Annotated in this window: 20 protein-coding genes and 1 other RNA gene; 10 read left to right on the forward strand and 11 right to left on the reverse strand. The window is 59.8% G+C overall.

Annotated elements, in window-relative coordinates; all coding sequences use genetic code 11:
* The first annotated feature begins 11 nt into the window (after positions 1 to 11).
* Both A9G06_RS14715 and A9G06_RS14720 read left to right on the forward strand, forming a co-directional pair.
* The gene (locus A9G06_RS14715; RefSeq protein ID WP_005333874.1) at positions 12 to 239 is read left to right on the forward strand and encodes a YejL family protein; all 228 of its coding nucleotides are present in this window, start codon (positions 12 to 14) and stop codon (positions 237 to 239) included.
* A 47-nt stretch (positions 240 to 286) separates the two neighbouring features.
* A complete protein-coding gene (locus A9G06_RS14720; protein ID WP_069555706.1) occupies positions 287 to 2,137 on the forward strand; it encodes a DUF3413 domain-containing protein in 1,851 nt (616 codons plus the stop codon).
* An 85-nt stretch (positions 2,138 to 2,222) separates the two neighbouring features.
* Here A9G06_RS14720 and A9G06_RS14725 read toward each other — a convergent pair whose 3' ends face one another.
* On the reverse strand, positions 2,223 to 3,089 hold the full coding sequence (locus A9G06_RS14725; RefSeq protein ID WP_253182335.1) for a MetQ/NlpA family ABC transporter substrate-binding protein: 867 nt from the start codon (positions 3,087 to 3,089) through the stop codon (positions 2,223 to 2,225).
* Between the two features lie 521 nt (positions 3,090 to 3,610).
* On the opposite strand from A9G06_RS14725, the gene A9G06_RS14730 reads away from it, so the two are divergent.
* A complete protein-coding gene (locus A9G06_RS14730; protein ID WP_069555707.1) occupies positions 3,611 to 5,485 on the forward strand; it encodes a S8 family serine peptidase in 1,875 nt (624 codons plus the stop codon).
* 18 nt (positions 5,486 to 5,503) lie between these two features.
* The gene (locus A9G06_RS14735; protein WP_042053127.1) at positions 5,504 to 5,962 is read left to right on the forward strand and encodes a hypothetical protein; all 459 of its coding nucleotides are present in this window, start codon (positions 5,504 to 5,506) and stop codon (positions 5,960 to 5,962) included.
* Positions 5,963 to 6,029: 67 nt separating this feature from the next.
* On the opposite strand, the gene ppsA is transcribed toward A9G06_RS14735, so the two are convergent.
* A complete protein-coding gene (gene ppsA / locus A9G06_RS14740; RefSeq protein WP_069555708.1) occupies positions 6,030 to 8,402 on the reverse strand; it encodes a phosphoenolpyruvate synthase in 2,373 nt (790 codons plus the stop codon).
* A gap of 347 nt (positions 8,403 to 8,749) precedes the next feature.
* Here ppsA and A9G06_RS14745 point away from each other — a divergent pair, with 347 nt between their 5' ends.
* Entirely contained in the window at positions 8,750 to 9,562 is an 813-nt protein-coding gene (locus A9G06_RS14745) for a pyruvate, water dikinase regulatory protein (protein ID WP_069555709.1), read from the forward strand.
* A gap of 239 nt (positions 9,563 to 9,801) precedes the next feature.
* On the opposite strand, the gene A9G06_RS14750 is transcribed toward A9G06_RS14745, so the two are convergent.
* The gene (locus A9G06_RS14750) at positions 9,802 to 10,137 is read right to left on the reverse strand and encodes a hypothetical protein (protein ID WP_083243801.1); all 336 of its coding nucleotides are present in this window, start codon (positions 10,135 to 10,137) and stop codon (positions 9,802 to 9,804) included.
* Between the two features lie 347 nt (positions 10,138 to 10,484).
* On the opposite strand from A9G06_RS14750, the gene A9G06_RS14755 reads away from it, so the two are divergent.
* Together A9G06_RS14755 and A9G06_RS14760 are read left to right on the forward strand one after the other, a co-directional pair.
* Positions 10,485 to 11,867, forward strand: a complete 1,383-nt coding sequence (locus A9G06_RS14755) for an amino acid permease (RefSeq protein WP_005333893.1) — start codon at positions 10,485 to 10,487, stop codon at positions 11,865 to 11,867.
* 283 nt (positions 11,868 to 12,150) lie between these two features.
* Positions 12,151 to 13,704 (forward strand): PAS domain-containing methyl-accepting chemotaxis protein, encoded by a 1,554-nt coding sequence (locus tag A9G06_RS14760; protein WP_069555710.1) that lies wholly within the window; start codon positions 12,151 to 12,153, stop codon positions 13,702 to 13,704.
* 91 nt (positions 13,705 to 13,795) lie between these two features.
* Here the strand turns inward: A9G06_RS14760 and gcvP are convergent, their stop codons facing one another.
* The 3 genes from gcvP to gcvT all read right to left on the reverse strand — a co-directional run bounded on the left by gcvP (position 13,796) and on the right by gcvT (position 18,543).
* Positions 13,796 to 16,672 carry an aminomethyl-transferring glycine dehydrogenase gene (gcvP, locus tag A9G06_RS14765; protein ID WP_069555711.1) on the reverse strand — a complete coding sequence of 959 codons (2,877 nt, stop codon included), beginning with the start codon at positions 16,670 to 16,672 and terminating at the stop codon, positions 13,796 to 13,798.
* A 298-nt stretch (positions 16,673 to 16,970) separates the two neighbouring features.
* On the reverse strand, positions 16,971 to 17,360 hold the full coding sequence (gene gcvH, locus A9G06_RS14770; protein ID WP_005333898.1) for a glycine cleavage system protein GcvH: 390 nt from the start codon (positions 17,358 to 17,360) through the stop codon (positions 16,971 to 16,973).
* 85 nt (positions 17,361 to 17,445) lie between these two features.
* Positions 17,446 to 18,543: a glycine cleavage system aminomethyltransferase GcvT gene (gene gcvT / locus A9G06_RS14775; RefSeq protein WP_069555712.1), complete on the reverse strand. Its 1,098-nt coding sequence runs from the start codon at positions 18,541 to 18,543 to the stop codon at positions 17,446 to 17,448.
* Between gcvT and A9G06_RS22010 the strand changes: the two genes are divergently transcribed.
* Positions 18,520 to 18,747: a hypothetical protein gene (locus A9G06_RS22010; protein ID WP_115544863.1), complete on the forward strand. Its 228-nt coding sequence runs from the start codon at positions 18,520 to 18,522 to the stop codon at positions 18,745 to 18,747. The two genes, gcvT and A9G06_RS22010, sit on opposite strands and share 24 nt — an antisense overlap.
* Before the next feature lie 212 nt (positions 18,748 to 18,959).
* On the opposite strand, the gene A9G06_RS14780 is transcribed toward A9G06_RS22010, so the two are convergent.
* From A9G06_RS14780 to A9G06_RS14790, 3 genes are all read right to left on the reverse strand, one after another.
* Complete coding sequence (locus A9G06_RS14780) at positions 18,960 to 20,228, reverse strand: FAD-dependent 2-octaprenylphenol hydroxylase (RefSeq protein WP_069555713.1); 1,269 nt, start codon at positions 20,226 to 20,228, stop codon at positions 18,960 to 18,962.
* A 121-nt stretch (positions 20,229 to 20,349) separates the two neighbouring features.
* Positions 20,350 to 21,573, reverse strand: coding sequence for a 2-octaprenyl-6-methoxyphenyl hydroxylase (gene ubiH / locus A9G06_RS14785; protein WP_069555714.1), 1,224 nt, complete (start codon positions 21,571 to 21,573; stop codon positions 20,350 to 20,352).
* Between the two features lie 177 nt (positions 21,574 to 21,750).
* Positions 21,751 to 22,320: a UPF0149 family protein gene (locus A9G06_RS14790; protein ID WP_005346580.1), complete on the reverse strand. Its 570-nt coding sequence runs from the start codon at positions 22,318 to 22,320 to the stop codon at positions 21,751 to 21,753.
* Between the two features lie 173 nt (positions 22,321 to 22,493).
* Between A9G06_RS14790 and zapA the strand changes: the two genes are divergently transcribed.
* Together zapA and ssrS are read left to right on the forward strand one after the other, a co-directional pair.
* Positions 22,494 to 22,826 (forward strand): cell division protein ZapA, encoded by a 333-nt coding sequence (gene zapA / locus A9G06_RS14795; RefSeq protein WP_005333910.1) that lies wholly within the window; start codon positions 22,494 to 22,496, stop codon positions 22,824 to 22,826.
* A gap of 16 nt (positions 22,827 to 22,842) precedes the next feature.
* Positions 22,843 to 23,024, forward strand: a non-coding RNA gene (gene ssrS, locus A9G06_RS14800) — 6S RNA.
* Positions 23,025 to 23,189: 165 nt separating this feature from the next.
* Here the strand turns inward: ssrS and A9G06_RS14805 are convergent.
* Both A9G06_RS14805 and fdhD read right to left on the reverse strand, forming a co-directional pair.
* The gene (locus A9G06_RS14805; protein ID WP_069555715.1) at positions 23,190 to 25,481 is read right to left on the reverse strand and encodes an FdhF/YdeP family oxidoreductase; all 2,292 of its coding nucleotides are present in this window, start codon (positions 25,479 to 25,481) and stop codon (positions 23,190 to 23,192) included.
* On the reverse strand, positions 25,468 to 26,265 hold the full coding sequence (fdhD, locus tag A9G06_RS14810; protein ID WP_069555716.1) for a formate dehydrogenase accessory sulfurtransferase FdhD: 798 nt from the start codon (positions 26,263 to 26,265) through the stop codon (positions 25,468 to 25,470). The genes A9G06_RS14805 and fdhD overlap by 14 nt, the downstream gene beginning before the upstream one ends.
* Between the last annotated feature and the right edge of the window lie 8 nt (positions 26,266 to 26,273).

Genomic DNA, 26,273 nt, shown 5'->3' on the forward strand with positions numbered 1-26,273 from the left:
AACTGAAGATTATGCCTATCGTATCAAAGTACAATAACGAGCAATTTGACGCCCTGATGAACGACCTGATCACCGCGCTGGAAAAGCATAAAGCGCCGGTGGATCTCAGCCTTATGGTGCTTGGCAATCTGACCACCAATATCATCAACGGTATGGCACCGGCCCAGCGCCAGGCCATCACTGAAAAGTTTGTCCAGGCCCTGACCGCATCGGTCGATAATCGCCACGACGCACACTGAGTCCCCGACTCTGTTGATTTGACGTTTCTCAACGCAGATGGATCACTATGGTCGAAACCGGTAACCCCTATCGTGATAATGTCTCTCGCCTGATCACCTGGGGGCATTGGTTCTCCTTCTTCAACATTATTCTGGCCATGCTCATCGCCACCCGTTATCTGGGTGCCATCAGCTGGCCATCGACCACGCTTGGCGTGATCTATCTCGTTGTAAGCTGGATTGGCCACTTCTCGTTTCTGAGTTTTGTCACCTACCTGTTGACGATCTTCCCGCTCAGCTTCGTGCTGCCCAAGGAGAAGTCGTTGCGGTTCATCTCCGCCATCATCGCCACCCTGGCGCTGGTGCTGCTGCTGATCGACACCCAGGTATTCCGGCTGTTCAAGTTCCACCTCAACAGTCAGGTATGGCAGTTGCTGCTGGATCAGGCGCAAACCGAAGAGGGCTCAATCTGGAGCATCATCTTCGTTGCCGTGCCCACCATCTTCCTGCTGCAACTGCTGCTGTCGGCCTATGTCTGGCGCAAGATCAACAAGCGCAAGCGCCGCCAGTACGGCAATCAGGTGGGGCTGGCCCTGCTGATCTGCTTTATTCTGACCCACGTGGTCAACAGCTGGGCGGATGCGACCCTCTATCAACCCATCACCATGCAGAGAGCCAACTTCCCCCTCTCCTACCCCATGACGGCCCGCTCCTTCCTGGCCAAACATGGCTGGCTGGATCTGGATCAATACGAGAAGCAGGCTGCTTCCCAGGGGGATAACAGCGACAGCCGGATGCACTATCCGCTGCGCCCGCTCAACGTCAACGCCCCCCTGACTCACAGCAATCTGCTGATTGTGGTGGTCGACTCATTGCGTTTTGACATGCTCAACAACATCAACATGCCCAATCTGCAGCGCTATGCGGATCAGCATCTGACGTTCCGCAATCACTTGAGTGGTGGCAACGACGACCTGATGGGCATGTTCAGCCTCTTCTACGGGTTGCCCGGCCACTACTACAAAGAGATCAGCAGCGACAAGCGTCCGCCGGTGCTGTTCGACGAGATGCTGCGCCAGGATTACCAGTTCGGGCTGTTCGGCGCTATGGAAGATGCCCAGAAGTATCGCAAGAGCATCCTCGCCGGTTTGCGCAAACAGGTGTTTGTCTCCGAGCAGATTGACGATGGCAAGCTGCTGACCGACTGGCAGCAATGGCTGGAGAAGCGCTCTCCCGAGCGTCCCTGGTTCTCGCTGGTCTATCTCTCAAGCCCCGGCGATTACCAATTGCCCGCCACCATGAAGGGGCCATTCCAGCCGGAACTTGCCAACTTCAATCCGGCGACCGCCTATCGGGCGGAGAACTTGCAAAAACTGGAGAACCGCTACAAGAACTCGGTCTTCTATACCGACCAGTTGCTTGAGCAGATGCTGACCAAATTGCAGTCGCAGGGGATGGACAGCAACACCATCGTCGTCATCACCGCCAACCACGGTCAGGAGTTCAACGACACCCGCAGCAACAGCTGGGGCGCAGGCAGTAACTACTCACCCTATCAAGTGCAGGTACCGCTGGTACTGGCCTGGCCGGGGCGCGGCAGTGACGTTAGGGAACAACCAAGCAGCCATTTCGATCTGGCGCCGACCCTGATGCAGGGGATGCTGGGTGTGCGCAATCCGGCGCGCGATTACAGCGTTGGCCGCTCGCTGTTTGATACCAGCCCGCGCAACTGGCTGCTGGCCGGGGATCAGAACGACTTCGCCATCTATGAAGGGGAGACCATCACCCACTTCAACAAGCAGGGTGACTTCGAACTGCTGGAGCGCAACAGCTATCGCCCGATCAAGCACGGTACCCCGGATATGGGCGCCATGATCCAGGTGATGAACGAGCTGAACCGCTTCTATCGCAACCAGTGAAGCGCCCGTTGATGGCTTGATACCATAAAAAACGCCCCGAATTCGGGGCGTTTTTCGTTGTATAGCCGGGCCACGTTCACGACAGTTAACCACCCCACCCTTGCGGGTACTTGTAGCCGACGAAACGCTTGGCTGCATAGGCCTTGAAAGCCGCCGAGTTGTAGGCTGCCGCCACATCTTTGGCAAACGGCTGATCCGCATCTGCGCTTTTCACCACCACCCAGTTGATGAAATCGTAGCTGCGCTCCAGAAACAGTCCTTCACTGAACGGGATACCGCTGGAGGCGGCAAAATTACCGTTGATCACCGAGAAATCCACATCCTCGCGCGAGCGGGGCAACTGCGCCGCCTCCAGCAGTACCAGCTTGAGATTGTGCGGATTATTCACCACATCAAACTCGCTCGCTTTTAGCGGGTTTATCCCCTCCTTGAGAGTGAGCCAACCAAGATCCTGCAGCATCAGCAGCGCCCGCGCCTGATTGGTGGGATCGTTGGGGATGGCCACCGTGCTCCCCTCTTTCACCTTGTCGAGTGCTGCCAGCTTGCCGGAATAGAGTCCCATCGGACCGGTTGGCACCTGGGTAATGGGCGCCAGCGACAAGCCGCGATCTTTGGCAAAACTCTCCAGATAAGGTTTGTGCTGGAAACAGTTCACATCCAGTGATCCGTCAGCCAGAGCAATATTGGGAGTCACATAGTCGGTGAACTCCACCAGCTTGACCTTATACCCCTTGGCCTCCAGCTGCGGCTTGATGGAGTCGGTCACCATGTCGGCAAAATCCCCCACCGTGGTACCAATCACAATCTCCTGTTTGGTCGGCAAAAACGCATCGGCGGCAACCGCGGAAAAAGAGAGGCTCCCGACCGCTATCGCGGCAATAAAGGTGCTGGCGCCAGCAGTGGCGCGCAAGGAAGCAGTCAAAGGAGAAGATAAGAAGGAACGAAACGGCATAGGGACTCCCTGTCAGGTACGCATCAAGCTATGGGACTGCGGCGGGGTGTCTCTCAGAGATTAGGCCCCTCAAACCGCAGCAATCTAGCCATCCAAACGGCTATTTCAATTACCATAACAGAGCCATCCACCGCCGCCAAGCAATAAACCGCTGGTTCCACCTCATCACCCTTGCTGTCACCCCCGAATGCATAGCTGTATCACATTGGCACACACAACCATGCCGCTCACGTTCAAGAGCGCACGAGCTCCCCTCGGGATTGCCCCGAATCGAGATGGCTGCGGCGAAGAAGAGTCACGAGAGAGTGAATTACAGATAAAAAGATCAGTAGCGAGCGGTGAGAACCATTCTCAATAGAACACATAACCAGTGTCATTGGAATACCTACCACAAACTGCATCGGATTTCTTTGAACCTCATTGCGTTTTTTGAAAATGGCTCTTTTTGAACCCCTTTCACCCGTGTATAGATTTCCGTCGCACTCAGGATGAGTGCGATCCAAGATGGAGTTAAAAAAATAATGAAGCAAACATCGTTAGCACTGGCGATCACAGCACTGCTGTCGACCCTGCCCAGTGCGCTCGTTCAGGCAAATGAAGGTTGTGCGCCACTCACCGGCAAGGAGAGCGGCATGGATATCGGACGCAGCAGCACCGAGCGCTGCCTGCCAGGTGCCAATCCCCTGCAGGATCAGCAGTGGTATCTGCTCAACAGCGGCCAGGATGGATTCAGCGCCCGTGGCGGTATAGCGGGCAATGATCTCAACCTCTGGTGGGCTCATCGCACCGGTGTGCTGGGCCAGGGAGTCAATGTGGCCGTGGTGGATGATGGCTTGGCTATCGCCCACCCGGATCTGGCGGAGAACGTCCGTCCGGGCTCAAAAAACGTGGTGACCGGCAGCGATGACCCGACCCCGACTGATCCGGATACGGCCCACGGCACCTCGGTCTCCGGCATCATAGCGGCGGTAGACAACGCCATCGGGACCAAGGGGATAGCCCCGCGAGCCCAGCTGCAGGGATTCAACCTGCTGGATGACAACAGCCAGCAGTTGCAGAAGGATTGGCTCTACGCCCTTGGCGACAGCGATGCCAGTCGCGACAACCGGGTGTTCAACCAGAGCTACGGCATGAGTGTGGTGGATCCCCGCTCTGCCAACTCTCTGGATCAATCCCAGCTTGATCGCCTGTTTGAACAGCAGACCCTCAAGGCGCAGGGCGCGGCCTATATCAAGGCCGCCGGCAACGGCTTCAACAAGATAGCGGCGGGCGGCTATGTGCTTAACCGCACCGGCAATGGCCCCAAATTGCCGTTTGAAAACAGCAATCTCGATCCCTCCAACAGCAACTTCTGGAACCTGGTGGTAAGTGCTCTCAACGCCGATGGAGTCAGATCCTCCTACTCCAGCGTCGGCAGCAACATCTTCCTGAGCGCGACCGGTGGCGAGTACGGTACCGACGCTCCGGCGATGGTGACCACGGATCTGCCCGGCTGCGACATGGGTTACAACCGCACCGACGATCCCAGCACCAACCGGCTGCACGGCAACCCGCAACTGGATGCCAGCTGCGACTACAACGGTGTGATGAACGGCACCTCCTCCGCCACCCCCAGCACCTCCGGCGCCATGGCGCTGCTGATGTCCGCCTACCCGGATCTGTCGGTACGTGACCTGCGGGATCTGCTGGCGCGCAGCGCAACCCGGGTCGATGCCACACAGAAACCTGTGATGGTCAGCTACACCAGCAGCACCGGCAAGGTGCGCGATGTGAAAGGGCTGGAAGGGTGGGAGCGCAATGCCGCTGGCATGTGGTTCAGCCCGACTTACGGTTTTGGTCTGATCGACGTCAACAAGGCCCTTGAGCTGGCAGCCAATCACCAGCCCCTGCCCCCGCTGGTGCAACTGCCCTGGCAGAAGATCAATGTCAGCGGCAGTGCCGCCGCCATTGCGGATGTGGGCAACAGCCCGACCCGTTCCAGCACCCGCATCGCGACACCATTGACGGTGGAAGCGGTTCAGGTGATGGTGAGCCTGGATCACCAGCGTCTGCCCGATCTGCTGATCGAACTGGTCTCCCCCGCCGGCACCCGCAGCATCCTGCTGAGCCCCTTCAACAGCCTGGTCGGCCAATCTCTCGACCAGCAGCAGCTGGGCTTTGTGCGAACCAAGGGATTGCGCGACATGCGGATGCTATCCAACAAGTTCTACGGCGAATCGGCGCAAGGCACATGGCGACTGGAAGTGACCGACGTTGCCAACGGTACCCGTCAGGTCTCTCTGCTCAATCGCGAGACCCGTGAGCGCACCACCCTGACCGAGCGCAACAACCGTCAACCGGGCAAACTGATCTCATGGTCCCTGCGGGTCCTGGGTCACGATGCCAACCGCAGCTAACACGCTAGGAGTATTACCATGAACAAACCTGTTACCTTGCTTCTGGCAACCCTGCTGGCCCCCCTCTCGGGACAGCTCTGCGCTCAGGAGTCCGTCACCATGGATGGCAAGCAGTACAGCACCATAGAGGTGAACGGCCAGACCTACCTCATTCCTGACAACGGCAGTAAGAAGCGGGTCGCCCGCAGCCTTGACAGCAAGGTCCCGCAACAGACCCTGCGCCGCGGTGACGTGTTGATGCAAGGGGCCGCCAGCCCCGAGCTGACTGTAAGCGGCACCCTGCTGGTGGAAGCTGACGATGCCAGCGCCAAGGCGCTGGCGACTCGCCACGGCTTGAACTTCAAGCAGAGCAGCGGTGGTATCGCCCTGCTGGAGGCCAAATCGGGCACCGATCTCAACGCCATCGCCACCAAGCTCAAGAGCGAAGGGGTGAATGTGCAGATCGAGCTGTCGGGGGCCGAACAGCAGCCGAAATAGGTCGCGACACACAGATAACAAAGGGGGCCATCATGGCCCCCTTTCTGCTGCTCATTTTGACAGTGACTTACTTGGCACCATGCTGCTCCGCCAGATAGAGCCAGGTATCGACCACGGTATCGGGGTTGAGAGACACCGAATCGATCCCCTGCTCCACCAGCCAGGCGGCAAAGTCAGGGTGATCGGATGGCCCCTGACCGCAGATCCCCACGTACTTGCCCGCCTTGCGCGCAGCCTGGATCGCCATCGCCAGCAGCGCCTTGACCGCCTCGTTGCGCTCGTCGAACAGATGGGCAATCAGCCCCGAGTCCCGATCCAACCCAAGGGTGAGCTGGGTCATGTCATTGGAGCCGATGGAGAAGCCATCCACGTGCTCGAGGAACTTGTCTGCCAAGAGGGCGTTGCTCGGGATCTCACACATCATGATCACCTTGAGCCCCCGCTCGCCGCGGCGCAGACCGTTCTCAGCCAGGATGTCGATCACCTGCTCCGCCTCGCCCACAGTGCGCACGAAGGGGATCATCACCTCGACGTTGGTCAACCCCATCACATCGCGCACTCGCTTGATCGCCTCGCACTCGAGGGCAAAGCAGGGGCGGAAGCTATCGGCGATGTAGCGGGATGCGCCACGAAAACCGATCATCGGGTTCTCCTCGTGGGGCTCGTAGCCACGACCGCCCACCAGATTGGCGTACTCGTTGGACTTGAAGTCCGACATCCGCACGATCACCCGCTCCGGCCAGAATGCAGCGCCCAGAGTGGCGATCCCCTCGGTCAGCTTGGCCACGTAGAACTCCCGCGGGCTGTCGTAACCGGCGATCATCTTGCCGATGGTGACCTGCAGCTCTGGGGTTTGCTGGTCAAACTCCAGCAAGGCCTTGGGGTGCACCCCGATCATCCGGTTGATGATGAATTCAAGGCGTGCCAGCCCTACCCCGGCATTGGGCAACTGGGCAAAGTCGAAAGCGCGGTCCGGGTTGCCGACGTTCATCATGATCTTGATGGGCAGGCGCGGCATATTGCCCACCTCGGTCACCGCCACGTCGAAGTCCAGCTCGCCGTCATAGATAAAACCGGTATCCCCTTCCGCGCAGGAGACGGTGATCCGCTGGCCCGGCTGAATATGATCGGTAGCGTTGCCACAGCCCACCACTGCCGGAATGCCCAGCTCGCGGGCGATAATGGCGGCGTGACAGGTACGGCCACCCCGGTTGGTGACGATGGCGGAGGCCCGCTTCATGATGGGCTCCCAGTCCGGGTCTGTCATGTCGGTGACCAGCACATCGCCGGGCTGCACTTCGTCCATCTGGCTGATGGAGGAGATGACCCGCGCCGGGCCCGCGCCAATCTTGTGACCGATAGCCCGCCCCTCGATCAGCACCTTGCCCGCTTGCTTGAGGGCAAAACGCTCGAGGGTATTGGCCTCCTGGCGGCTGCGCACGGTTTCCGGGCGCGCCTGCACTATGTAGAGCTTGCCATCCTGCCCGTCCTTGGCCCACTCGATGTCCATCGGTCGGCCATAATGCTGCTCGATGATGAGGGCCTGTTTCGCCAGCGCCATCACCTCGGCATCGGTAATACAAAAGCGGCTGCGCTCCGCCTCATTGTTGTCGACAATCTTCACCTGACGGCCGTGACCGGCATCGCCCGAGTAGGTCATCTTGATAAGCTTGGAGCCGAGGGTCTTGCGTACCACCGCCGGGCGGCCCCCCTTGAGGGTCGGCTTGTGCACATAGAATTCATCCGGGTTGACCGCGCCCTGCACTACCATCTCGCCCAGACCATGGGCCCCGGTGATAAAGACCACGTCGTTGAAGCCGGACTCGGTATCCAGAGTAAACATGACGCCGGAGGCGGCGAGATCGGAACGCACCATCCGCTGCACCCCGGCCGAGAGGGCAACCCCCTTGTGGTCATAGCCCTGATGCACCCGATAGGAGATGGCGCGATCGTTGAACAGGGAAGCAAACACATGCTTGACCGCCGTCATGACGGCATCGATGCCACGTACGTTGAGGAAGGTCTCCTGCTGACCGGCAAAGGAGGCGTCCGGCATATCCTCGGCGGTGGCGGAGGAACGCACCGCAAACGAGGCCTCGACACCGGCACTCAACTTTTCATAGGCAACCCGGATCGCCTGCTCCAGCTCGGGCTGGAACGGGGCTTCGATCACCCAGTCGCGGATCTGCTGACCGGCCCGGTTGAGGGCGGCGATATCGTCCACGTCCAGATTGTCGAGCAGATGGTGGATCTTGCCGTTGAGGCCGCTTGACTCCAGAAACTCGTTAAACGCAAAGGCGGTGGTGGCAAAGCCCCCCGGCACGGATACGCCGGCGCCAGAGAGGTTGCTGATCATCTCGCCAAGGGATGCGTTCTTGCCGCCAACTCGTTCTACGTCCTGCATTCCGAGTTGTTCGTACCAGAGCACGTACTGTTGCACTTGGATGTCTCCAGGTTGGTGGGCACCGATGCCATAGCACCTCGTGCGCCCGATTTAATCGATGAGGTTATGGGTAAGTCAGGTGCGTTATTGTCTGTTTCTTTTGTTGCCAACGACCATGAAAACGTTTTCTACTGGTTTTCAAAAAAATCCCCGAGCAAGAGGTGGGGATGGTCGAATGACCGGAACATTCTACAATGGCGACACAAAAAGATAACGATTCAGGTTTGCAAGCCACTTCACAACTTGGGCACAGCAGACCGGTTGACAAAACTGGTATGGTTTCGGGAGATACTTCTCCCCCCTTACCCCATGCGACCCCACCCGCGGTATCACAGGAGCCCTACGTGCACGCCGTATTTTATGTTTCAGACGGAACCGCCATCACCGCCGAAGTGTTCGGTCACGCGGTATTGAGCCAGTTTCCGCTGGCCTTCGAGCAGATCACTATCCCCTTTGTGGAGACACTGGAGAAAGCCCGTCAGGTACGGATGCGGATCGACGAGCAGTTCCGCCAGACCGGGGTACGCCCCATCCTGTTTCACACCATCGTCGACCCGCTGGTACGGGAAGAGGTACTGAAATCGGAAGCGTGCGGCCACGACTTTCTCAATACCTTCGTCAGCCCGCTGGAGCAGGAGCTGGGGGTAAAAGCCGAGCCCCGCCTCCACCGCACCCACGGTATGGAGAACCGCAAGCTCTATGACGATCGCATCGAGGCGGTCAACTTTGCGCTGGCCAACGACGATGGTATCACCACCAAGGAGTACGATGAGGCGGACATCATCCTGATCGGGGTCTCCCGCTGCGGCAAGACCCCCACCAGCCTCTATCTGGCGCTGCAGTTCGGCATTCGCGCCGCCAACTACCCCTTTATCGAGCAGGACATGGGGATGCTGGAGCTGCCCGCCCCCCTCAAGGCCAACCGTCACAAGCTGTTTGGCCTCACCATAGCGCCGCAGCGGCTGCACGAGATCCGTAACCAGCGCCGTGCCAACAGCCGCTACTCCTCCATCGAACAGTGCGAGCAGGAGCTGGCCTGCGTGGAGCGACTGTTTCGCCAGGAGGCGATCCGCTTCCTCGATACCAGCTCCCACTCGGTGGAGGAGATCAGCGCCAAGGTCCTCGAGGCGACCGGTCTGCGCCGCCAGCTCTGTTAAGCCAGCTTGACAGCTATCGGCATCAACAAAAGATAAAAATTACAGTGTCGCGGCGAAAGTCAGCTGTGGCGAACTGCAATTCACATCGATGACAGTGAAAAGCGTGGATAAAAAAGGGATAAGCACCACAAATGCTTATCCCTCTTCTTGTCGACCTTGGCGTTGTGCCCTTGTCACCCGCTGCCAGTTAGCCGCTATTCGATTCCGTTCTGCTGCGCTCGGCAAACAGCCAGCGTTCACTAACGATTGAGCTCAGGGTTGTTCATCAACCGGGCATAGAAGGCCAGCAAACCGTGGCGCAGGCGAACCCGCTCCGCCAACCAGCCGCCAACGAGCGCCCCCGTTACCCCACCCACCAGCAACAGCAGCTGCCAGTAGTGCAGCAACTCCTGATCACCGAGCGAGAGCCAGCCCAGCAGCATGGTGGCGGCCACCAGCAACAACAGCGGACTGGCAGCAATCCCTAACCAGAGCGCCACCAGCACACCCCGGGCAACCCCTTGTTGCAGAACGCTTTCGCGCTCTCTGTACTCCAACTCCCTGCACTCTTCCCTGTACTCTTGCTTGTTTGGCATCATTTGCATCCATTTGTGGCTTGGCACCACAAAAGCACACTAACAAGACAAAATGTCAACAAAACAGAATTCGATTGCACAAACATCAACCAGAAACTACCAAGAAGCCTCTTCAAATCATGAAAAAGCTGCCTTTGGTACAAAATACGGCCATTAGAGATGGAAAACAGGTGCATTCATGGCGGATTATCACTATTCTGCTTCGGTTGCCAGCCAACACTAAAAATTGAAAATGGCATGGCGTAACGAAATAAATACAGCTTTCGTCAGGTTTTGGCTACGCACTGCGGCCTGCTCAGGATGAGCCCAACACCGACCAGAGACAACAGAGACGTAAGGACAGACCCATGGATTTGAAACAAGACGGTGAGGAGCTGAAACGCGGCCTTAAAAACCGCCACATTCAGTTGATTGCTTTGGGCGGCGCCATCGGCACCGGCCTCTTTCTGGGCATTGCCCAAACCATCAAGATGGCAGGCCCCTCAGTCCTGCTGGGTTATGCCATCGGCGGCTTTATCGCCTTCCTGATCATGCGCCAGCTCGGTGAAATGGTGGTGGAAGAGCCGGTAGCCGGCTCCTTCAGCCACTTTGCCTACAAATACTGGGGTGAGTTTGCCGGTTTCGCGTCCGGCTGGAACTACTGGGTGCTCTACGTGCTGGTGAGCATGGCCGAGCTGACCGCGGTGGGCATCTATGTCCAGTACTGGTGGCCCGAGATCCCGACCTGGATGTCGGCCGCCTTCTTCTTCGTGCTGATCAACGCCATCAACCTCTCCAACGTCAAAGCGTTTGGCGAAATGGAGTTCTGGTTCGCCATCATCAAGGTGGTCGCCATCATCGGCATGATTGGCTTTGGCGGCTATCTGCTCATCTCCGGTGCCGGCGGACCCGAGGCGAGCGTCACCAACCTGTGGGCTCAGGGCGGTTTCTTCCCCAACGGCATCAGCGGTCTGGTGATGGCGATGGCGGTGATCATGTTCTCCTTCGGCGGTCTGGAGCTGGTGGGCATTACCGCCGCCGAAGCGGACAACCCCGAGAAGAGCATTCCCAAGGCCACCAATCAGGTGATCTACCGCATCCTCATCTTCTACATCGGTGCTCTGGCTATCCTGATGTCCCTCTACCCTTGGGGTAAAGTGGTGGAAGGCGGCAGCCCGTTCGTGATGATTTTCCACGCTCTGGACAGCAATCTGGTCGCCACCGTACTCAACATCGTGGTGCTGACGGCGGCACTGTCGGTCTACAACAGCTGCGTCTACTGCAACAGCCGGATGCTGTTCGGTCTGGCCAAACAGGGCAACGGCCCGAAAGCCCTGCTCAAGACCAACAAGAGCGGCGTGCCACTGGTTGCCCTCTCGGTCTCGGCCATCGCCACCCTGCTCTGCGTGCTGATCAACTACCTGATGCCGGGCAAGGCGTTCGGCCTGCTGATGGCGCTGGTGGTCTCCGCACTGGTGATCAACTGGGCGATGATCAGCCTCGCGCACCTCAAGTTCCGCAAGGCCAAGGTCGCAGAAGGCGTCCAGCCCAAGTTCAAGGCGTTCTGGTATCCCTTCGGCAACTACCTCTGCCTCGCGTTCATGGCCGGTATTCTGGTGATCATGTATATGACCCCGGATTTTCGCATCTCGGTCGAACTTATCCCCGCCTGGCTGGTGGTACTGGGCATTGGCTTTGTCATCAAGCGCAAAGGACAAGCCCAAAGCAAGGTTGCAGCCAATCTGGGTTAATACCCGCAGCTGAGAAGATCAATGCAAAACGCCGATCAACTGATCGGCGTTTGTCTATTCCGTACGGCAATCAGTTTGAGACAGCCAAAAGAATGAGGTTTTTGCTGCTCTCCGGGCCATGTGACTTGGCCTGCCTCCCCTCGCCGAACTGTGCTGTAAAATTGTGAGACCCATCCCGTCCCCACGCAGTAGCACAAGAGTTAATATGCAACAACACAATAAATGAACATCCTCTGCCATACTCAGACGAAGTATTCCGTTACGCCGAAACCGGAGTTTGATCATGGTAACCAGCTCGCTTCACACCACAGATACCGAGGTTGAATTTGCCGACGATATCCAGTTGGTATCGACGACCGACCTCAAAGGGGACATCACCTACGCCAATCCGGCGTTTTGTCAGGTGGCAGGCTATCGCCTGGAAGAGATGTTGGGGCAGCATCACAATCTGGTGCGCCACCCCGACATGCCCAAGGCAGCGTTTGCCGATCTCTGGGCCCACCTGCAGGCGGGTAAACCATGGCGAGGCATGGTAAAAAACCGCTGCAAAGATGGTCGCTACTATTGGGTTGATGCCTATGTCACCCCGATTTATGAAGATGGCAAGATGGTGGGTTACCAATCCGTCCGCTGCCGTCCCGCCGCAGAGCACAAAGCGCGTGCCAGCCAGATGTACAAAACCCTTAAAGCCCGTGAAACCGGCTCTGCCATTCACATGGGCCTGCGTCAACTCACACCGGCCATGATGACCATCCCCCTGCTGCTCGTCAGCGTGCTCAGCGCGCTCTGGCTGCTATCACCGCTGCAGGCGCTCTGGGTCATCATTCCTCTCTTGGCCGCCATCTGGTTCAATCGCCACCCACTCTTCCTCACACCACGATTCTTGCAGCAGCTCGAGCAGGATTACGACAGCATCAGCCGCCTTATCTTCTCGGGGGATGCGCCCCACAGCATCGCCGATTTCCATATCAAGCTCGGGCAAGCGAAGATCCGTACCGTACTCGGCCGGGTGGATGACACCACGGCTTCGCTCAATGCCATGGCCAATGACCTGCGCGGCTCCGCCTCGCTGGCCAGCCAGGATATCTCTTCGCAAGACACGCAGATCCAGCAGATTGCCACCGCCGTCACCCAGATGGCCTCGGCCGCCGAGGAGATCAACCGCAATATTCAAGACAGCAACAGCCAGATCGAAGAGGCTCGTAGCCACTGCATCACCACCAGCACCCAGCTTTCGGAAGCGGGAGAAGAGATGTCGGCACTGGCCACCCAGGCGGAGCAAGCCTTTCAGTCAGCTGTCGAGCTGGCGAGCGAATCCGAGCGGATTGGCACCATCATGAGCGAAATTCGCGGGATTGCGGATCAAACCAACCTGCTGGCGCTCAATGCCTCCATCGAAGCCGCACGGGCAGGCGATCAGGGGCGCGGCTTTGCGGTGGTGGCGGACGAGGTTCGCAGCCTGTCGACCAGAACCCACAAGGCGACAGAGCAGATCCAGAACAGCATTGGCCATATCCAGCAAACCCTTGGGGGATGGAAAGAGATGATGCATCTCAATGTGACCAGAACCAACGCCTGCCTCGCCACCACCCGGGCAAGCACCGGCAACCTGAATCAGGTTGTGGTCGAGATAGACAAGGTCTCTGATTTTTCCAACCAGATCACCGCCGCGGCCACCGAGCAACAAGCGGTCATCGAGGAGATCAGTCGCAATATCAACCAGATATCCTCGCTCTCTCACGATAACAGTCTCAAAATCGATCAGGTGAGTGAAACCAGTGCCAATTTGCAGAGCAAAGCGAGCCAGCTCAAGGACTTAAGCCGGACATTCGGATAGCAGCATGCAGATAAAGTCCATGTAAACGAAGGGCCACCCGTCTGGGTGGCCCTGTTGTTTATACGGCTTAACTGTTGCACCTAAACGCCACTTACTTGGCGTAATCCTCGGTCGGAATGCAGGAGCAGAACAGGTTGCGATCGCCGTAGACGTCGTCGATGCGGTTGACCGAGGGCCACAGTTTGCTGGCACGCACGGCGTCGGACGGGAAGACCGCCTCGGCACGGCTGTAGCCGCGGGACCACTCTGCATCCATCACATCGTCCTGAGTGTGCGGCGCATGGACCAGCGGGTTATCGGCGAGGCTCCACTGCCCCTCCTGCACCTTGGCAATCTCGGCGCGGATGGAGGTCATCGCTTCGACGAAGCGATCCAGCTCGCGCTTGGATTCCGACTCGGTCGGTTCGACCATCAGGGTACCCGCCACCGGGAAGCTCATGGTCGGCGCGTGGAAGCCGTAGTCCATCAGCCGCTTGGCCACGTCCATCTCGCTGATGCCGGAAGCCTCCTTGAGCGGGCGAATATCCAGAATGCACTCGTGGGCCACCCGACCGTTGCGGCCGGAATAGAGCACCGGGAAGGATTCACCCAGCTTCTTGGCCAGATAGTTGGCGTTGAGGATAGCCACCTGAGTGGATCTCTTCAGCCCCTCGTCACCCAGCATGGCGATGTACATCCAGCTGATGGGCAGGATGCTGGCTGAGCCGAACGGTGCCGCCGACACGGCGCCGTTGTCACGGCTCTCCTTGTCGGTCTTGACCACGGCGTGACCGGCCACGAACGGTGTCAGATGTTTCTTCACGCCGATGGGGCCCATGCCCGGGCCGCCACCGCCGTGAGGAATGGCGAAGGTCTTGTGCAGGTTGAGGTGAGAAACGTCTGCCCCGATAAAGCCCGGCGCCGTCAGCCCGACTTGCGCGTTCATATTGGCGCCGTCCAGATAGACCTGGCCACCGTGCTGGTGAACGATGTCGCACACCTCCTTGATGGTCTCCTCATACACCCCGTGGGTGGAGGGGTAAGTCACCATCAGACAGGAGAGCTGATCGCCCGCCTCGGCGGCCTTGGCGCGCAGGTCATCGAGATCCACGTTGCCGGACTTGTCACAGGCGGTGACGATCACCTTCAGCCCCGCCATCTGGGCAGAGGCCGGGTTGGTGCCGTGGGCAGAGGCCGGAATGAGGCAGATGTCGCGATGCCCCTCACCGCGGGACTCATGGTACTTCTTGATGGCCAAGAGACCAGCGTACTCGCCCTGGGCACCTGAGTTGGGCTGCATGCAGACCGCATCGTAACCGGTCACCTTCACCAGCCAGTTTTCGAGGTCGGCCAGCAACAGCTGATAGCCCTTGGCCTGCGCCAGCGGAGCGAACGGGTGCAACTTGCCAAACTCGGGCCAGGTCACCGGGATCATCTCGGCAGTGGCGTTGAGCTTCATGGTGCAGGAGCCCAAGGAGATCATGGCGTAGTTGAGCGCCAGATCTTTCGCTTCGAGACGGTGGATATAACGCAGCATCTCGGTTTCGGAGTGGTACTTGTTGAACACCTCGTGGGTCAGCACGGCATCGGTGCGCAGCAGATCCTGCGGGATGGCGTGATGGGCCTGGGCCGCCTTGTCGAGAGCCTCGATATCAAGCCCGTGACCTTGACCGAGGAAGAGCTCAAACAGCTCGGCCACATCGCCACGGGTGGTGGTTTCAGAGAGGGACACCCCTACCGCGCCATCCAGATCGGCGCGCAGGTTGATGCCCAGCCCCTCGGCTTTGGCAATCAGCGCCGCTTTGTCGGCAGTCTGCACGGTCAGGGTATCGAACCAGCTGGCATGCTTGAGGGCAACGCCCTTGGCCTTGAGGCCAAGCGCCAGAATGGTAGTGAGACGGTGCACGCGGGAGGCGATGGTTTTCAGTCCCACCGGGCCGTGGTAGACGGCGTAGAAGCTTGCCATGTTGGCCAGCAGCACTTGTGCGGTACAGATGTTGGAGTTGGCCTTCTCACGGCGGATATGCTGCTCGCGGGTCTGCATCACCATACGCAGCGCTGCCTTGCCGCGGGCATCCTTGGAGACACCGATAATGCGACCCGGCATGGAGCGCTTGTAGGCATCGCGGGTGGCGAAGAAGGCGGCGTGCGGGCCACCGTAGCCCATGGGCACACCAAAGCGCTGGGCGGAGCCCAACACCACGTCGGCCCCCAGCTCGCCCGGGGACTTGAGCAGCAGCAGGGAGAGCAAGTCGGCGCTGACGCAGGCCAGCCCTTTCTGGGCCTGTACCGCGGCAATCAGGGCACGCAGATCTTTCACCTCACCTGTGGTGGTGGGGTACTGGAACAGGGCACCGAACACCTCTTCGCTCACTGCATCGCTCGCGGCGCCGACCGCCACGTCGAACCCGAAGTGAACCGCACGCTCCTTGACCACGTCGATCACCTGCGGGTGCACATCATCGGCCACGAAGAAGAGGTTGGATTTGGACTTGGCCATCCGCTTGGCCAGCGCCATCGCCTCGGCAGCGGCAGTCGCTTCATCCAGCAGGGAGGCACTCGCCAAATCCATGCCGGTGAGATCCAGCGTCAGCTGCTGGAAATTGAGCAGGGCTTCGAGACGGCCCTGCGCCAGCTCGGGCTGGTACGGGGTGTAGGCGGTATACCAGCCCGGGTTTTCCAGCACGTTGCGCAAAATGACGTGGGGCACATGGGTATCGTGATAACCCATGCCGATGTAGCTCTTGGCAATCTTGTTCTGAGCGGCATAGCCCTTGAGCTTGGCCAGCGCCTCCACTTCGGTCATGCCGGCACCGATGCCGAGCGGGCCCGGCAGGCGAATGGCGGCGGGCACGGTCTGGGCAATCAGATCGTCCAGGCTTTCGGCCCCGACGGTCGCCAGCAGCTGGCGCAGCTCTTCCTCGCCCGGGCCGATATGGCGGCGGACAAAATCGGTTTTTTGCTCGAGTTCAAACAGTGACTGGGTCATTTCCCTATTTCCTGATAAATAAGTCCTGGCATGACATCCTGATAACCAAGACCTGATGTTCCTGATGGTCGGCTGATACCGACTCCACTCATGTTCTGGGTCCCGCAGACAGGGTGCGGCACCGGATTCTGCGGCAGCATCAAGAGGGGATCGCCTTGTTGCGAACCGGCCCGTTTGCCCTGGCAAAAGCAGGCAAGCAAACGGCAGGCGCGGGCGACTTCACCCTTCCACCGGCCGGTGCTTGTCCGGCTGGCGGTCATACAAAGGGGCCCTGCTGTGTTGGCAGGGCCCGGGGGCATTACTCTTCGTCCACCACGTTCTGGTAGCCTTCGGCATCCAGCAGGTTGGCCAGCTCGCTCTCGTCATCAAGCTTGATGCGGAACAGCCAGCCTGCGCTGTAGGGGTCGGAGTTGACCAGCTCGGGGCTCCCTTCCAGCTCTTCGTTGACGGCGATGATCTCGCCGCTCACCGGGCTGTAGATGTCGGAGGCCGCCTTGACCGACTCGGCCACGGCGCAGTCGTCACCGGCACTGACCTGCTTGCCCACTTCCGGCAGCTCGACAAACACCATGTCACCCAGCAGCTCCTGGGCGTGTTCGGTGATACCGACCACGGCCTCGCCGTTGGCTTCAACACGGATCCACTCGTGGGAAGTGGCATATTTCAGTTCGCTCGGGATATGGCTCATTTGTGCTTCCTTTGATCTTTGAGTCGCGTTTAAAAACGAATATGAAAAGGGATGGGGGGAGGCACTGCCCTCCCCCAAGACGATGTTAAACCAGCTTCTGGCCGTTACGGACGAAAGCGGGCTTGGTGACCTTCACGGTGACCAGCTTCTTGCGGATCTCCACCTCGGCCAGCTCACCGATATCGCGGGGCACCCGCGCCAGGGCAATACTGTAGCCCAGGGTGGGGGAGAAAGAGCCGGAGGTGATCACACCTTCCCGCTTCTCACCGTTTGCCGCGGTGAAGGTGACCGGCATACCGGCACGCAGCACCCCTTTCTCTTCCATCACCAGACCCACCAGCTTGGGCTGATTGCCCGCCACTTTCTGTGCTTCCAGCACGTCGCGGCCGATGAAGTTGCGATCGCTCGGCTCCCAGGCGATGGTCCAGGCCATGTTGGCGGCCAGCGGAGAGACTGACTCATCCATATCCTGACCGTAGAGGTTCATCCCCGCCTCGAGGCGCAGGGTATCGCGGGCACCGAGGCCGCAGGGGGCCACGCCGTTATCCAGCAGTGCCTGCCACAGCTCGCAGGCTTTCTCTTGCGGCACTACGATTTCATAACCATCTTCGCCGGTGTAGCCGGTAGTGGCGATAAAGAGATCGCCAGCCTGCACGCCGAAGAAGGGTTTCATCCCCACCACGGCGGTACGCTGAGCGGCGCTCAGCACGGCTGCGGCCTTGACCTTGGCGTTGGGGCCCTGCACCGCAATCATCGCAAGCTCGGGACGCTCGGTCACTGTGATATCGAAATCGATGGCGTGATGGCGGATCCAGGCCACATCCTTCTCGCGGGTGGCAGAGTTGACCACCAGCCGGTAAAACGTATCGCCAAGATAATAGGTGATGAGGTCATCGATCACGCCGCCTTCCGGGTTGAGCATGCCACTGTAGAGGGCCTTGCCGGGGGCAGTGAGTTTGGCCACGTCGTTGGCCAGCAGGTGTTGCAGAAAGGCTTTGACCCGTTCGCCGGTCAAATCGACGATGGTCATGTGGGAGACATCGAACATACCGGCATCGCTGCGCACCGCGTGGTGCTCTTCCAGCTGGGAGCCATAGTTGATGGGCATTTCCCAACCGTGGAAGTCCACCATCTTGGCGCCGGCTTCCAGGTGTTTGGGATGCAGTACAGTAGTCTGGATCATCGCATTCTTTCCTTAGCAAAAAGCCTTTTCGCTTTGGCGACCACCCTTGCGACCCGCGTCACCGCTCTGACTGCACTGCGTGCAGCAAAAAGCGACCGGATCCAAAAGTGTGTGCTCGCTCCTGCCCTTGCCAGGCAAGAGGGATTCCTTGAACGGAGCGGATTATATGACAAGCAGGCGAGCGTGCCGCTCAAAAAAAACTAATCCCCTCCCGTAAAACTGACTCCAGACACTAAGATAAATGCAGTGATAAAAACAGCCATAAGCCGACTCAGGCGAGATTAAATTTTGATTTTTACCGTTTCGTCACAATTTGCAGAAAAACGTTTCGCTCCAGAGCAAAATTAAAGGCTGACACCCAAAACGGGTCATCAGCCTTGTCGGATTACTTTTGTTGTCAAAAAACGCGAGTAATATTAGTTTTTTTCACCCTTGGCCTGCATGGCACTGCCCTTGGTCGCCGCAACGACCCAGTCAGGACGGGCCAATGCGGGCAACTCGCCCTCCAGCCCCATGGCGGCGCGGATCACCCCCTCCTTGAACGGAGTCAGCAGATTGGCCGCGCGCAATCCCACGCCCCGCACCAGCTTCTTGAGCGGGTTGGCCCCGCTGAACAGCCGCTTGAGCCCTTCCATCGCCGCCAGCATACGAGCCGCTTCGCTCTTGCGCCAGCGCTCGTAGCTGCGCAGGTTGGCGAGCAGGCCGATATCCTCACCCGCGGCATGATTTTGCAAGATCTGCTCCGCCAGCGCGGCAGCATCCAGCAGGCCAAGGTTGACCCCCTGCCCCGCCAGCGGGTGGATGGTGTGGGCGGCATCTCCCACCAGCACCAGCCGCTCGCAGGCAAAGTCGCGGGCATAGCGGGCGGTAAGAGGAATCGCGCTGCGCGGCCCCTCCACCTTGCACAGACCGAGCCGGGCATCGAAGGCGGCGGTAAGCTGGCGATTGAACTGCTCGTCATCGCAGGTGCAGAGCGCCTCGGCGCGGGCCGCAGGCAGCGACCAGACGATGGAACAGAGGTTCTCCTGCCACAGCGGCAAAAAGGCGAGCGGGCCATCCGGGGTGAAGATCTGGCGTGCCACCGCCTCATGGGGTTCGGCGCAGCGCACCGTCGCCACCAGCGCGTGGTGGCCATAATCCCAGCTGGTAAGCGGGATATCAGCCTGACGGCGCACCCAGGAGTGGGCGCCATCGGCAGCCACCACCAGTTTGGCCGAGATGGCCTGACCATCTTCAAGAAGCAGCAGGGCGCCCGCCGGGCCGCTCTGCAGGCTCTTGGCTCTGGCGGGGGTCAGCAACTGGATATTGCTGACACCTTCAATCGCCTCAAGCAGCGCCAGCTGGATCACCCGATTCTCGACGATGTGGCCGAGGTTGGCCTGACGCAGGCTGGCGGAATCGAAGTCGATATGGCCGAAACTGTCCTGCTCCCACACCGCCATCTTGTCGTAGGCCTGCAGGCGGCGCGCTTCAATGCCGTCCCAGGCGCCGACATGGCGCAGGATCTGCTGGCTGGCCAGACTCAGGGCGCTGACCCGATTATCGGCCACCTCCCCCAACTGCGGATCGGGCAATTGCCCCTCCACCACCAGCACCTTGAGGGCGCTATGTTTCAGGGCCGCAGCGAGCCCCAGCCCCACCATGCCGCCACCGACAATCACCACATCCACATTTTGCATCTGCATCATCTCATCCTTTCAGGGCTGACCGGCTGGCCAGCGAGGGGCGCCCGCAGGCATCACCTCTTTATTCAATAGGTTTTGATCAACGAATGGCGGTCACCATCTTCCGGTCAACAAGTGCTGGCTAGTTGCCGCACACATCAGCGACAAAGCCCAGGGTGCGCGAGGCAAGCGGCGCCTTGAGGCACGGGAATCGCCCCATCAGGGTGAGCGCCAGATTGCGCCCCGCCACCAACGGATCGTGACCATTGGAGAAGAGCTGGGCCAGCGAAGAGGTGAGCCAGACGGTCTGCTCCTGATCGCGCTGACGCTGCTGCCAGTAGCCACTCAGTACCTTGAAGCTGCCGATATCCTCCCCCTCTGCCAACGCCTTGGCTACGGCGCCGGTAAGCAGGTCGAGATCCCGCATCCCGAGGTTGAAGCCCTGTCCGGCAATCGGGTGCAGGGCGTGGGCGGCATTACCGACCAGCACGGTGCGCTGGGCAAGCGGGTAGTCGCAGGCGGTCAGAATGAGCGGATAGACGTGACGCACGCCGCATCGCTCGAAGCGACCAAGCCGCCAGCCAAAGGCCTGCTGCAAGCGAGCAAGAAACGCCACCTCATCGAGGGCCATCAGCTCATCCACCTCATGCTGCCCGACGCTCCATACCAGCGAGGAGAGCCCATCCTGCATCGGCAGCAGGGCCAGCGGCCCCCCTTCGGTAAAGCGCTCGAAGGCGCGTCCTGCAGGGTCTTGCGCCGTTTTGACCGTGGCGATGATGGCGTGCTGCTCAAAGTCGTGGCGGGTCACCGGCAACTTGAAGTGCTGACGCACAAAGGAGTTGCCGCCGTCTGCCGCCACCAGCAGGCGGGTCTCAATCTGTTCACCGTCCTCAAGGGTGAGGGTCACCTTCTCCTCATCGGGCACAATCTCGCTCACCCGTGCCGGACAACAGACCCGGATATTGGGAGAGGCCGCCATCGCCCGTTGAAGCTCATGACCGGCAGCTGCAAGCTCGATCACCTGGCCCAGCGCGGGCAGACCGTATTCAGCGGCCGACAGGCGAGCCTGACCGAAGTGGCCCCGATCCGAGACATGAATCTGGGTAATGGGAGCGCAATGGGGGGCAAATAGCGGCCAGAGTCCGCGTCGCAACAGCGCATCACAGGTACCGGCCGAGAGCGCAATGGCGCGGGCGTCGAACCCTGAATGGGTGTGCTGTTCGGGGACGCTTGCCTCCAGCAGCAGGATCTCGAGGGGGGAGCCATCGGATCGAAGCAGGGCTGCCAGCGAGAGGGCCAGCACGGCACCGCTCATTCCACCGCCGACCAGGGTGACATCGACCTGTCGCACATCAGATTGAGACATAAGCAGAGAGGGAGAAGTGAAAAAGGTGGCCTCATGCTATCACAAAGCCGCAGGCCGAATGCGAGGTCACCGGCAAAAAACCGGTTGTGCCTCACAGGGTTAGCCACAACAGCGCCATAAAAAAGAGCGCCATCAGGCGCTCTTGCAGATTCAGTAAGGGTCGCGTTGACCCGCACCTCAATGAAGGGTCGGCGGCGCGCTCGGGGTATCGGGGCGCTTGCCAAACTCTTCGAAGGCCATCATGACCCCCAGCTTGACGTGTTCGTAGAGCACCAGGAAGGAGGCTTCGTTCTCGTCATCTTCCTGATCGAACTCGGCAGAGACCTGAGTGATGCTGGCGATATCCTGGATCATCTCCTGCAGCTCTTCCGACGCGCGGGAGAGCTCCTGCTGCACCACGCCGAAACCGGCCAGAAACGCCTGTGACCAGTCCACCAGCGAATCGATGCGCTCGTCGAGGGGGGCATCATCACTTGGCAGCAGCAGCTCGACGCCTTTCTGAGCCATCAAGCTCTCGACCACATTGTGATAAAGATCGGTCATCACCTGGCGCACCGGGGCCGGCAGGCCAAAACCGTCGTTCACCAGATCGTTGAAATGGGGCACCCAACTCTTGTCGTCCAGTGCAACACCGCCGCACACCAGACCGCAGATCACACCATGGGCCTCTACTGCGCTGGCCATCAGCTCATGCTGCTCCATGATGTCGGCCACAGCCGCATATTTAAGGGGGTTTGTTTTGCTCATCGAGGATCCGCTCAAAGTTCAGTCAAATTTGCAGAATTAATGGTCAGGATCCTAGCATTCTCCCTCTTGCAGAGCCAGCAAGGCCTTGAAACTTATGCATCTGCGCTATATAGTCCCGCCCAGTTGTCCACGTGGATAAAGGCGGAAATCAGCTCCGCCGTATTGAGGAAGGCATGAGCACAGAGGCCGTAGAAATCGTCATTTTGGGACGTCCCTACAAGGTATCCTGTCCCTTGGGACAGCAGGATGCCCTGCGCCAGGCCGCCGAGCAGCTGACCGACAAGTTGATCGACCTGCGTCAACGTTCCAAAGTCTCCAGCAACGAGCAATTGGCTATCATGGCGGCGCTCAATTTCTGTCATGAGCTCTGCCTTGAAAAAGAGAAGAACCACCAATACTCTGAGACCATGGACAAGCGGATCAAGATGCTGCAGCGCACCATCGAAGCGGCCCTGATCGAGCACGGACAATATGGTGATTCCAGCGAAGAGGGGCAGCAGCCCTAATCGCAAACCGTTTTAAAATTCCCTGGGATGTTTGTCAGCCGGTTCAAGTCCCCGAGCCGATATTCATACCAAACAGGGGATCTGCCTTCTGGCTATTGCGCATGCTCGGCACGACCGAGAAGCCTGCGGTCAGATCCGATCCCCGCCTTGAACCGACGGTTCAAGGGCCCAAACCGGCAACGGCATCTCGGGGTACCAACAGCAAAAGCCCGTCACCAGCGTGACGGGCTTTTTCTTTGCCTGATGATCAACGCCCCCTACCCCTTTCAGAGCTGAAAAAATGCCCCGGATGAAAAGCTCACCCAGGGCATCACCGCATTCACTGTGCAGGCTGTGTTAACGCAGCCAGTCGCATTAGCGCTTTTATTTGACCAGCAACAGATTCTCCTGCTGGCGGGAGGCAGTCACCAGCACCGGGATGGACTTGGAGGTCGGGGTAAACGACCCGGCGCCGATACTGTCGATTGGCACCAGCGGATTGGTCTCCGGGTAATAAGCCGCGATGTTGCCACGCGGGATCTCGTAGATCACCACTACAAAACCGGTCACGCTACGCTCGCGCCCATCGTTGCAGATGGCCGCCATGTCGACCCGATCCCCTTCGGCAAAGCCAAGCTGACGGGCATCCGCCTCATTCATGAACACCACGTTGCGCTGGCCCTTGATGCCGCGATAACGGTCATCCATGCCGTAGATGGTGGTGTTGTACTGATCGTGAGAGCGCAGGCTCTGCAGCAGCAGTACCGGCTGATCAACCATCTGTTCGGCATGGCGGGTACACTCCGGCAACACAGATTGCGGCAGGGTGCTGGCACGAAACTCAGCGCTGCCGCTGGCAGTATTCCAGGTCAGCAGCGCCGCGGAGTTATCGAGATGAAAACCGCACGGCTGCTGGATGCGGGCATTGAAATCGGCAAAGCCAGCGATGGTCTGCTCGATGAGATCGCGAATACGGGCATAGTCATCGCGCAGAGCCAGCCAGTCGACCCGCTCGCTGCCCACGGTGGCATGAACCATCCGCGCCACTATGTCGGTCTCGGAGAGGCAGAGCGGCGACACCGGCTCGGCCGCACCGGTCGAGGCGTGCACCATGCTGAAGGTGTCCTCCACCGTGATCTTCTGGTTGCCCGTGCGCTGGATATCGAGCTCGGTACGGCCGAGACAGGGCAGGATCAGCGCCGCCTTGCCCACCTGCAGATGACTGCGGTTGAGCTTGGTGCTGATCTGCACGTTGAGTTCGGCCTTTTTCATCGCCCCGTAGGTGAAGTCGGTATCGGGCGCCGCTGCCGCCAGGTTGCCACCCAGGCAGATGAGCACCTTGCTCTTGCCCTCATGCAGCGCCTTGAGCGCCTCGTAAACGTTGTGACCTGCGGCCCGCGGCAGACTCACCTGCAGGTGACGCTCGAGCCGGTCGATGAAGGCAGCGGTGGGCTTTTCGTTGATCCCCATGGTGCGATTGCCCTGCACATTGCTGTGGCCCCGTACCGGACAGAGCCCCGCTCCCGGCTTGCCAATCTGGCCGCGCATCAGGTGCAGGTTGACGATTTCGCGAATGGTATCGACCGAGTGCAGATGCTGGGTCACCCCCATTGCCCAGCAGCTGATGATGCGCTGGCTGGCGGCAAAGACCCGGGCAGCCTGCACGATGTCGGCGCGAGTCAGGCCGGATTGCTGCTCGATCGCCGCCCAATCGGTGGCACGCACCTGCGCCTCGTACTCGGCAAAGTGGCGGGTGTGGCGGGCGATAAAGTCGCGCTCCACCGCCTCTGGCGCCTCTTCCAGGATGTACTTGGCCATGCCGCGGATGGCGGCCATATCGCCACCCAGTTTCGGCGTCAGGTACTGGTGGCTGATGGTGGTGGCCGCCGGGGTCAGCAGCTCAAGCGGGCTCTGCGGGCTGGCGAAGCGCTCCAGCGCCACCTCTTTCAAGTTGTTGAAGCTGACGATCTTGCAGCCGCCACGCGCCGCCTGGCGCAGGGCATTCATCATGCGCGGATGGTTGGTACCCGGATTCTGACCATAGACGAACACCGCATCGGCCTGGTCGAAGTCATCCAGCACCACAGTCCCCTTGCCGATGCCGACCGACTGGATCAGCGCAACCCCGCTCGCCTCATGGCACATGTTGGAGCAGTCGGGGAAGTTGTTGGTGCCAAACAGGCGACCAAACAGCTGATAGAGGTAGGAAGCTTCGTTGCTGGCACGCCCCGAGGTGTAAAACTCCACCTCGTCCGGGCTATTCAGCCCCTTGAGGGTGTCGGCGATCAGGGAGAAGGCGTCGTCCCAGCTTATCGGCTCATAGTGATCGGTCGCCGGGTTGTAGCGCATCGGCTCGGTCAGCCGCCCCTGATACTCGAGCCAGTAGTCACTCTGGGTGGCCAGCTGGCGCACCGAGTGGGCCGCGAAAAACTCGGCCCCCACCGTCTTGCCGGTGGACTCCCATGCCACCGCCTTGGCGCCGTTCTCACAGAACTGGAAGGTGCCGTGGTCGTTGTCACCCCAGGCACAGCCCGGGCAATCGAAGCCGTCGGTCTGGTTGACCCGCAGCAGGTTCTTGATGTTCTGACGGGTCTTCTGGCTGCGCAGCACCTGTTTCATGGTGGATTGCAGGGACGAAAAACCGCCGGCTTTGGCGGGCTTTTCAATATGACTCATGGCACTCTCCGATGGGATCCGCCGGGCGATAGCTCGAATAGCTGACCGGGGCATCAAACTTGGGAATATGAACGACGTTGAGGTTGTATTTGAGGGCCAGCCTGATCGCTAACTGGCTGGGCGATGCCAGACAGATAAGATGACGGGCGCCGAAGCGGACGGCTTTTTGCACCAGCTCGCTGCCGCAGCGGCTGGTCACCACCAGGGTGTCGCACGCACTTTGCTGACGCAGCAGCAGGCCGATCAGCTTGTCGAGGGCATTATGGCGCCCGATATCTTCCCGGCAGTGGAGGATCCGGCCCTCGGCATCCAGCGCCAGAGCCGCATGCAGGGCGCCGTGTTGCTGTCCCTTGAGCTGCCACTGGGCGATCTGCGGGCGCAGCCCCGCCAGCAAGGCCCCATCCAGCGGCGGCGTCAGCGGCAACACCGGCAATGCAGGCAGCGCCTGCTCCACCGCCGCTACGCCGCAGATGCCGCAGCCAGTTGCCCAGGTCAGCCGACGCTTGTTCTCAGCCAAAGCAGCCAGGGAGCGGTTGGCAATGGTCACATCCAGCACAATACCCTGTTCGGCTGGCGCGACCTGGATGTCGTGGACTTCGTGGTTATGCCGGATGATCCCCTCACCAAACAGAAAGCCGACGGCAAAGTCGTCGAGATCGTCCGGGGTCGCCATCATCACCGCGTGGTTGATGCCATTGATGTTGATGGCGACGGCTACCTCTTCCACCAGATGATCCAGTGACGGCAAGTTGGCGGGGGTTGCGACGGGCGAATGGGCAGGCATGCAGGTTG

The organism is Aeromonas sp. DNP9 (assembly GCF_001728955.1).
In the GTDB taxonomy this organism is placed as follows: domain Bacteria; phylum Pseudomonadota; class Gammaproteobacteria; order Enterobacterales; family Aeromonadaceae; genus Aeromonas; species Aeromonas veronii.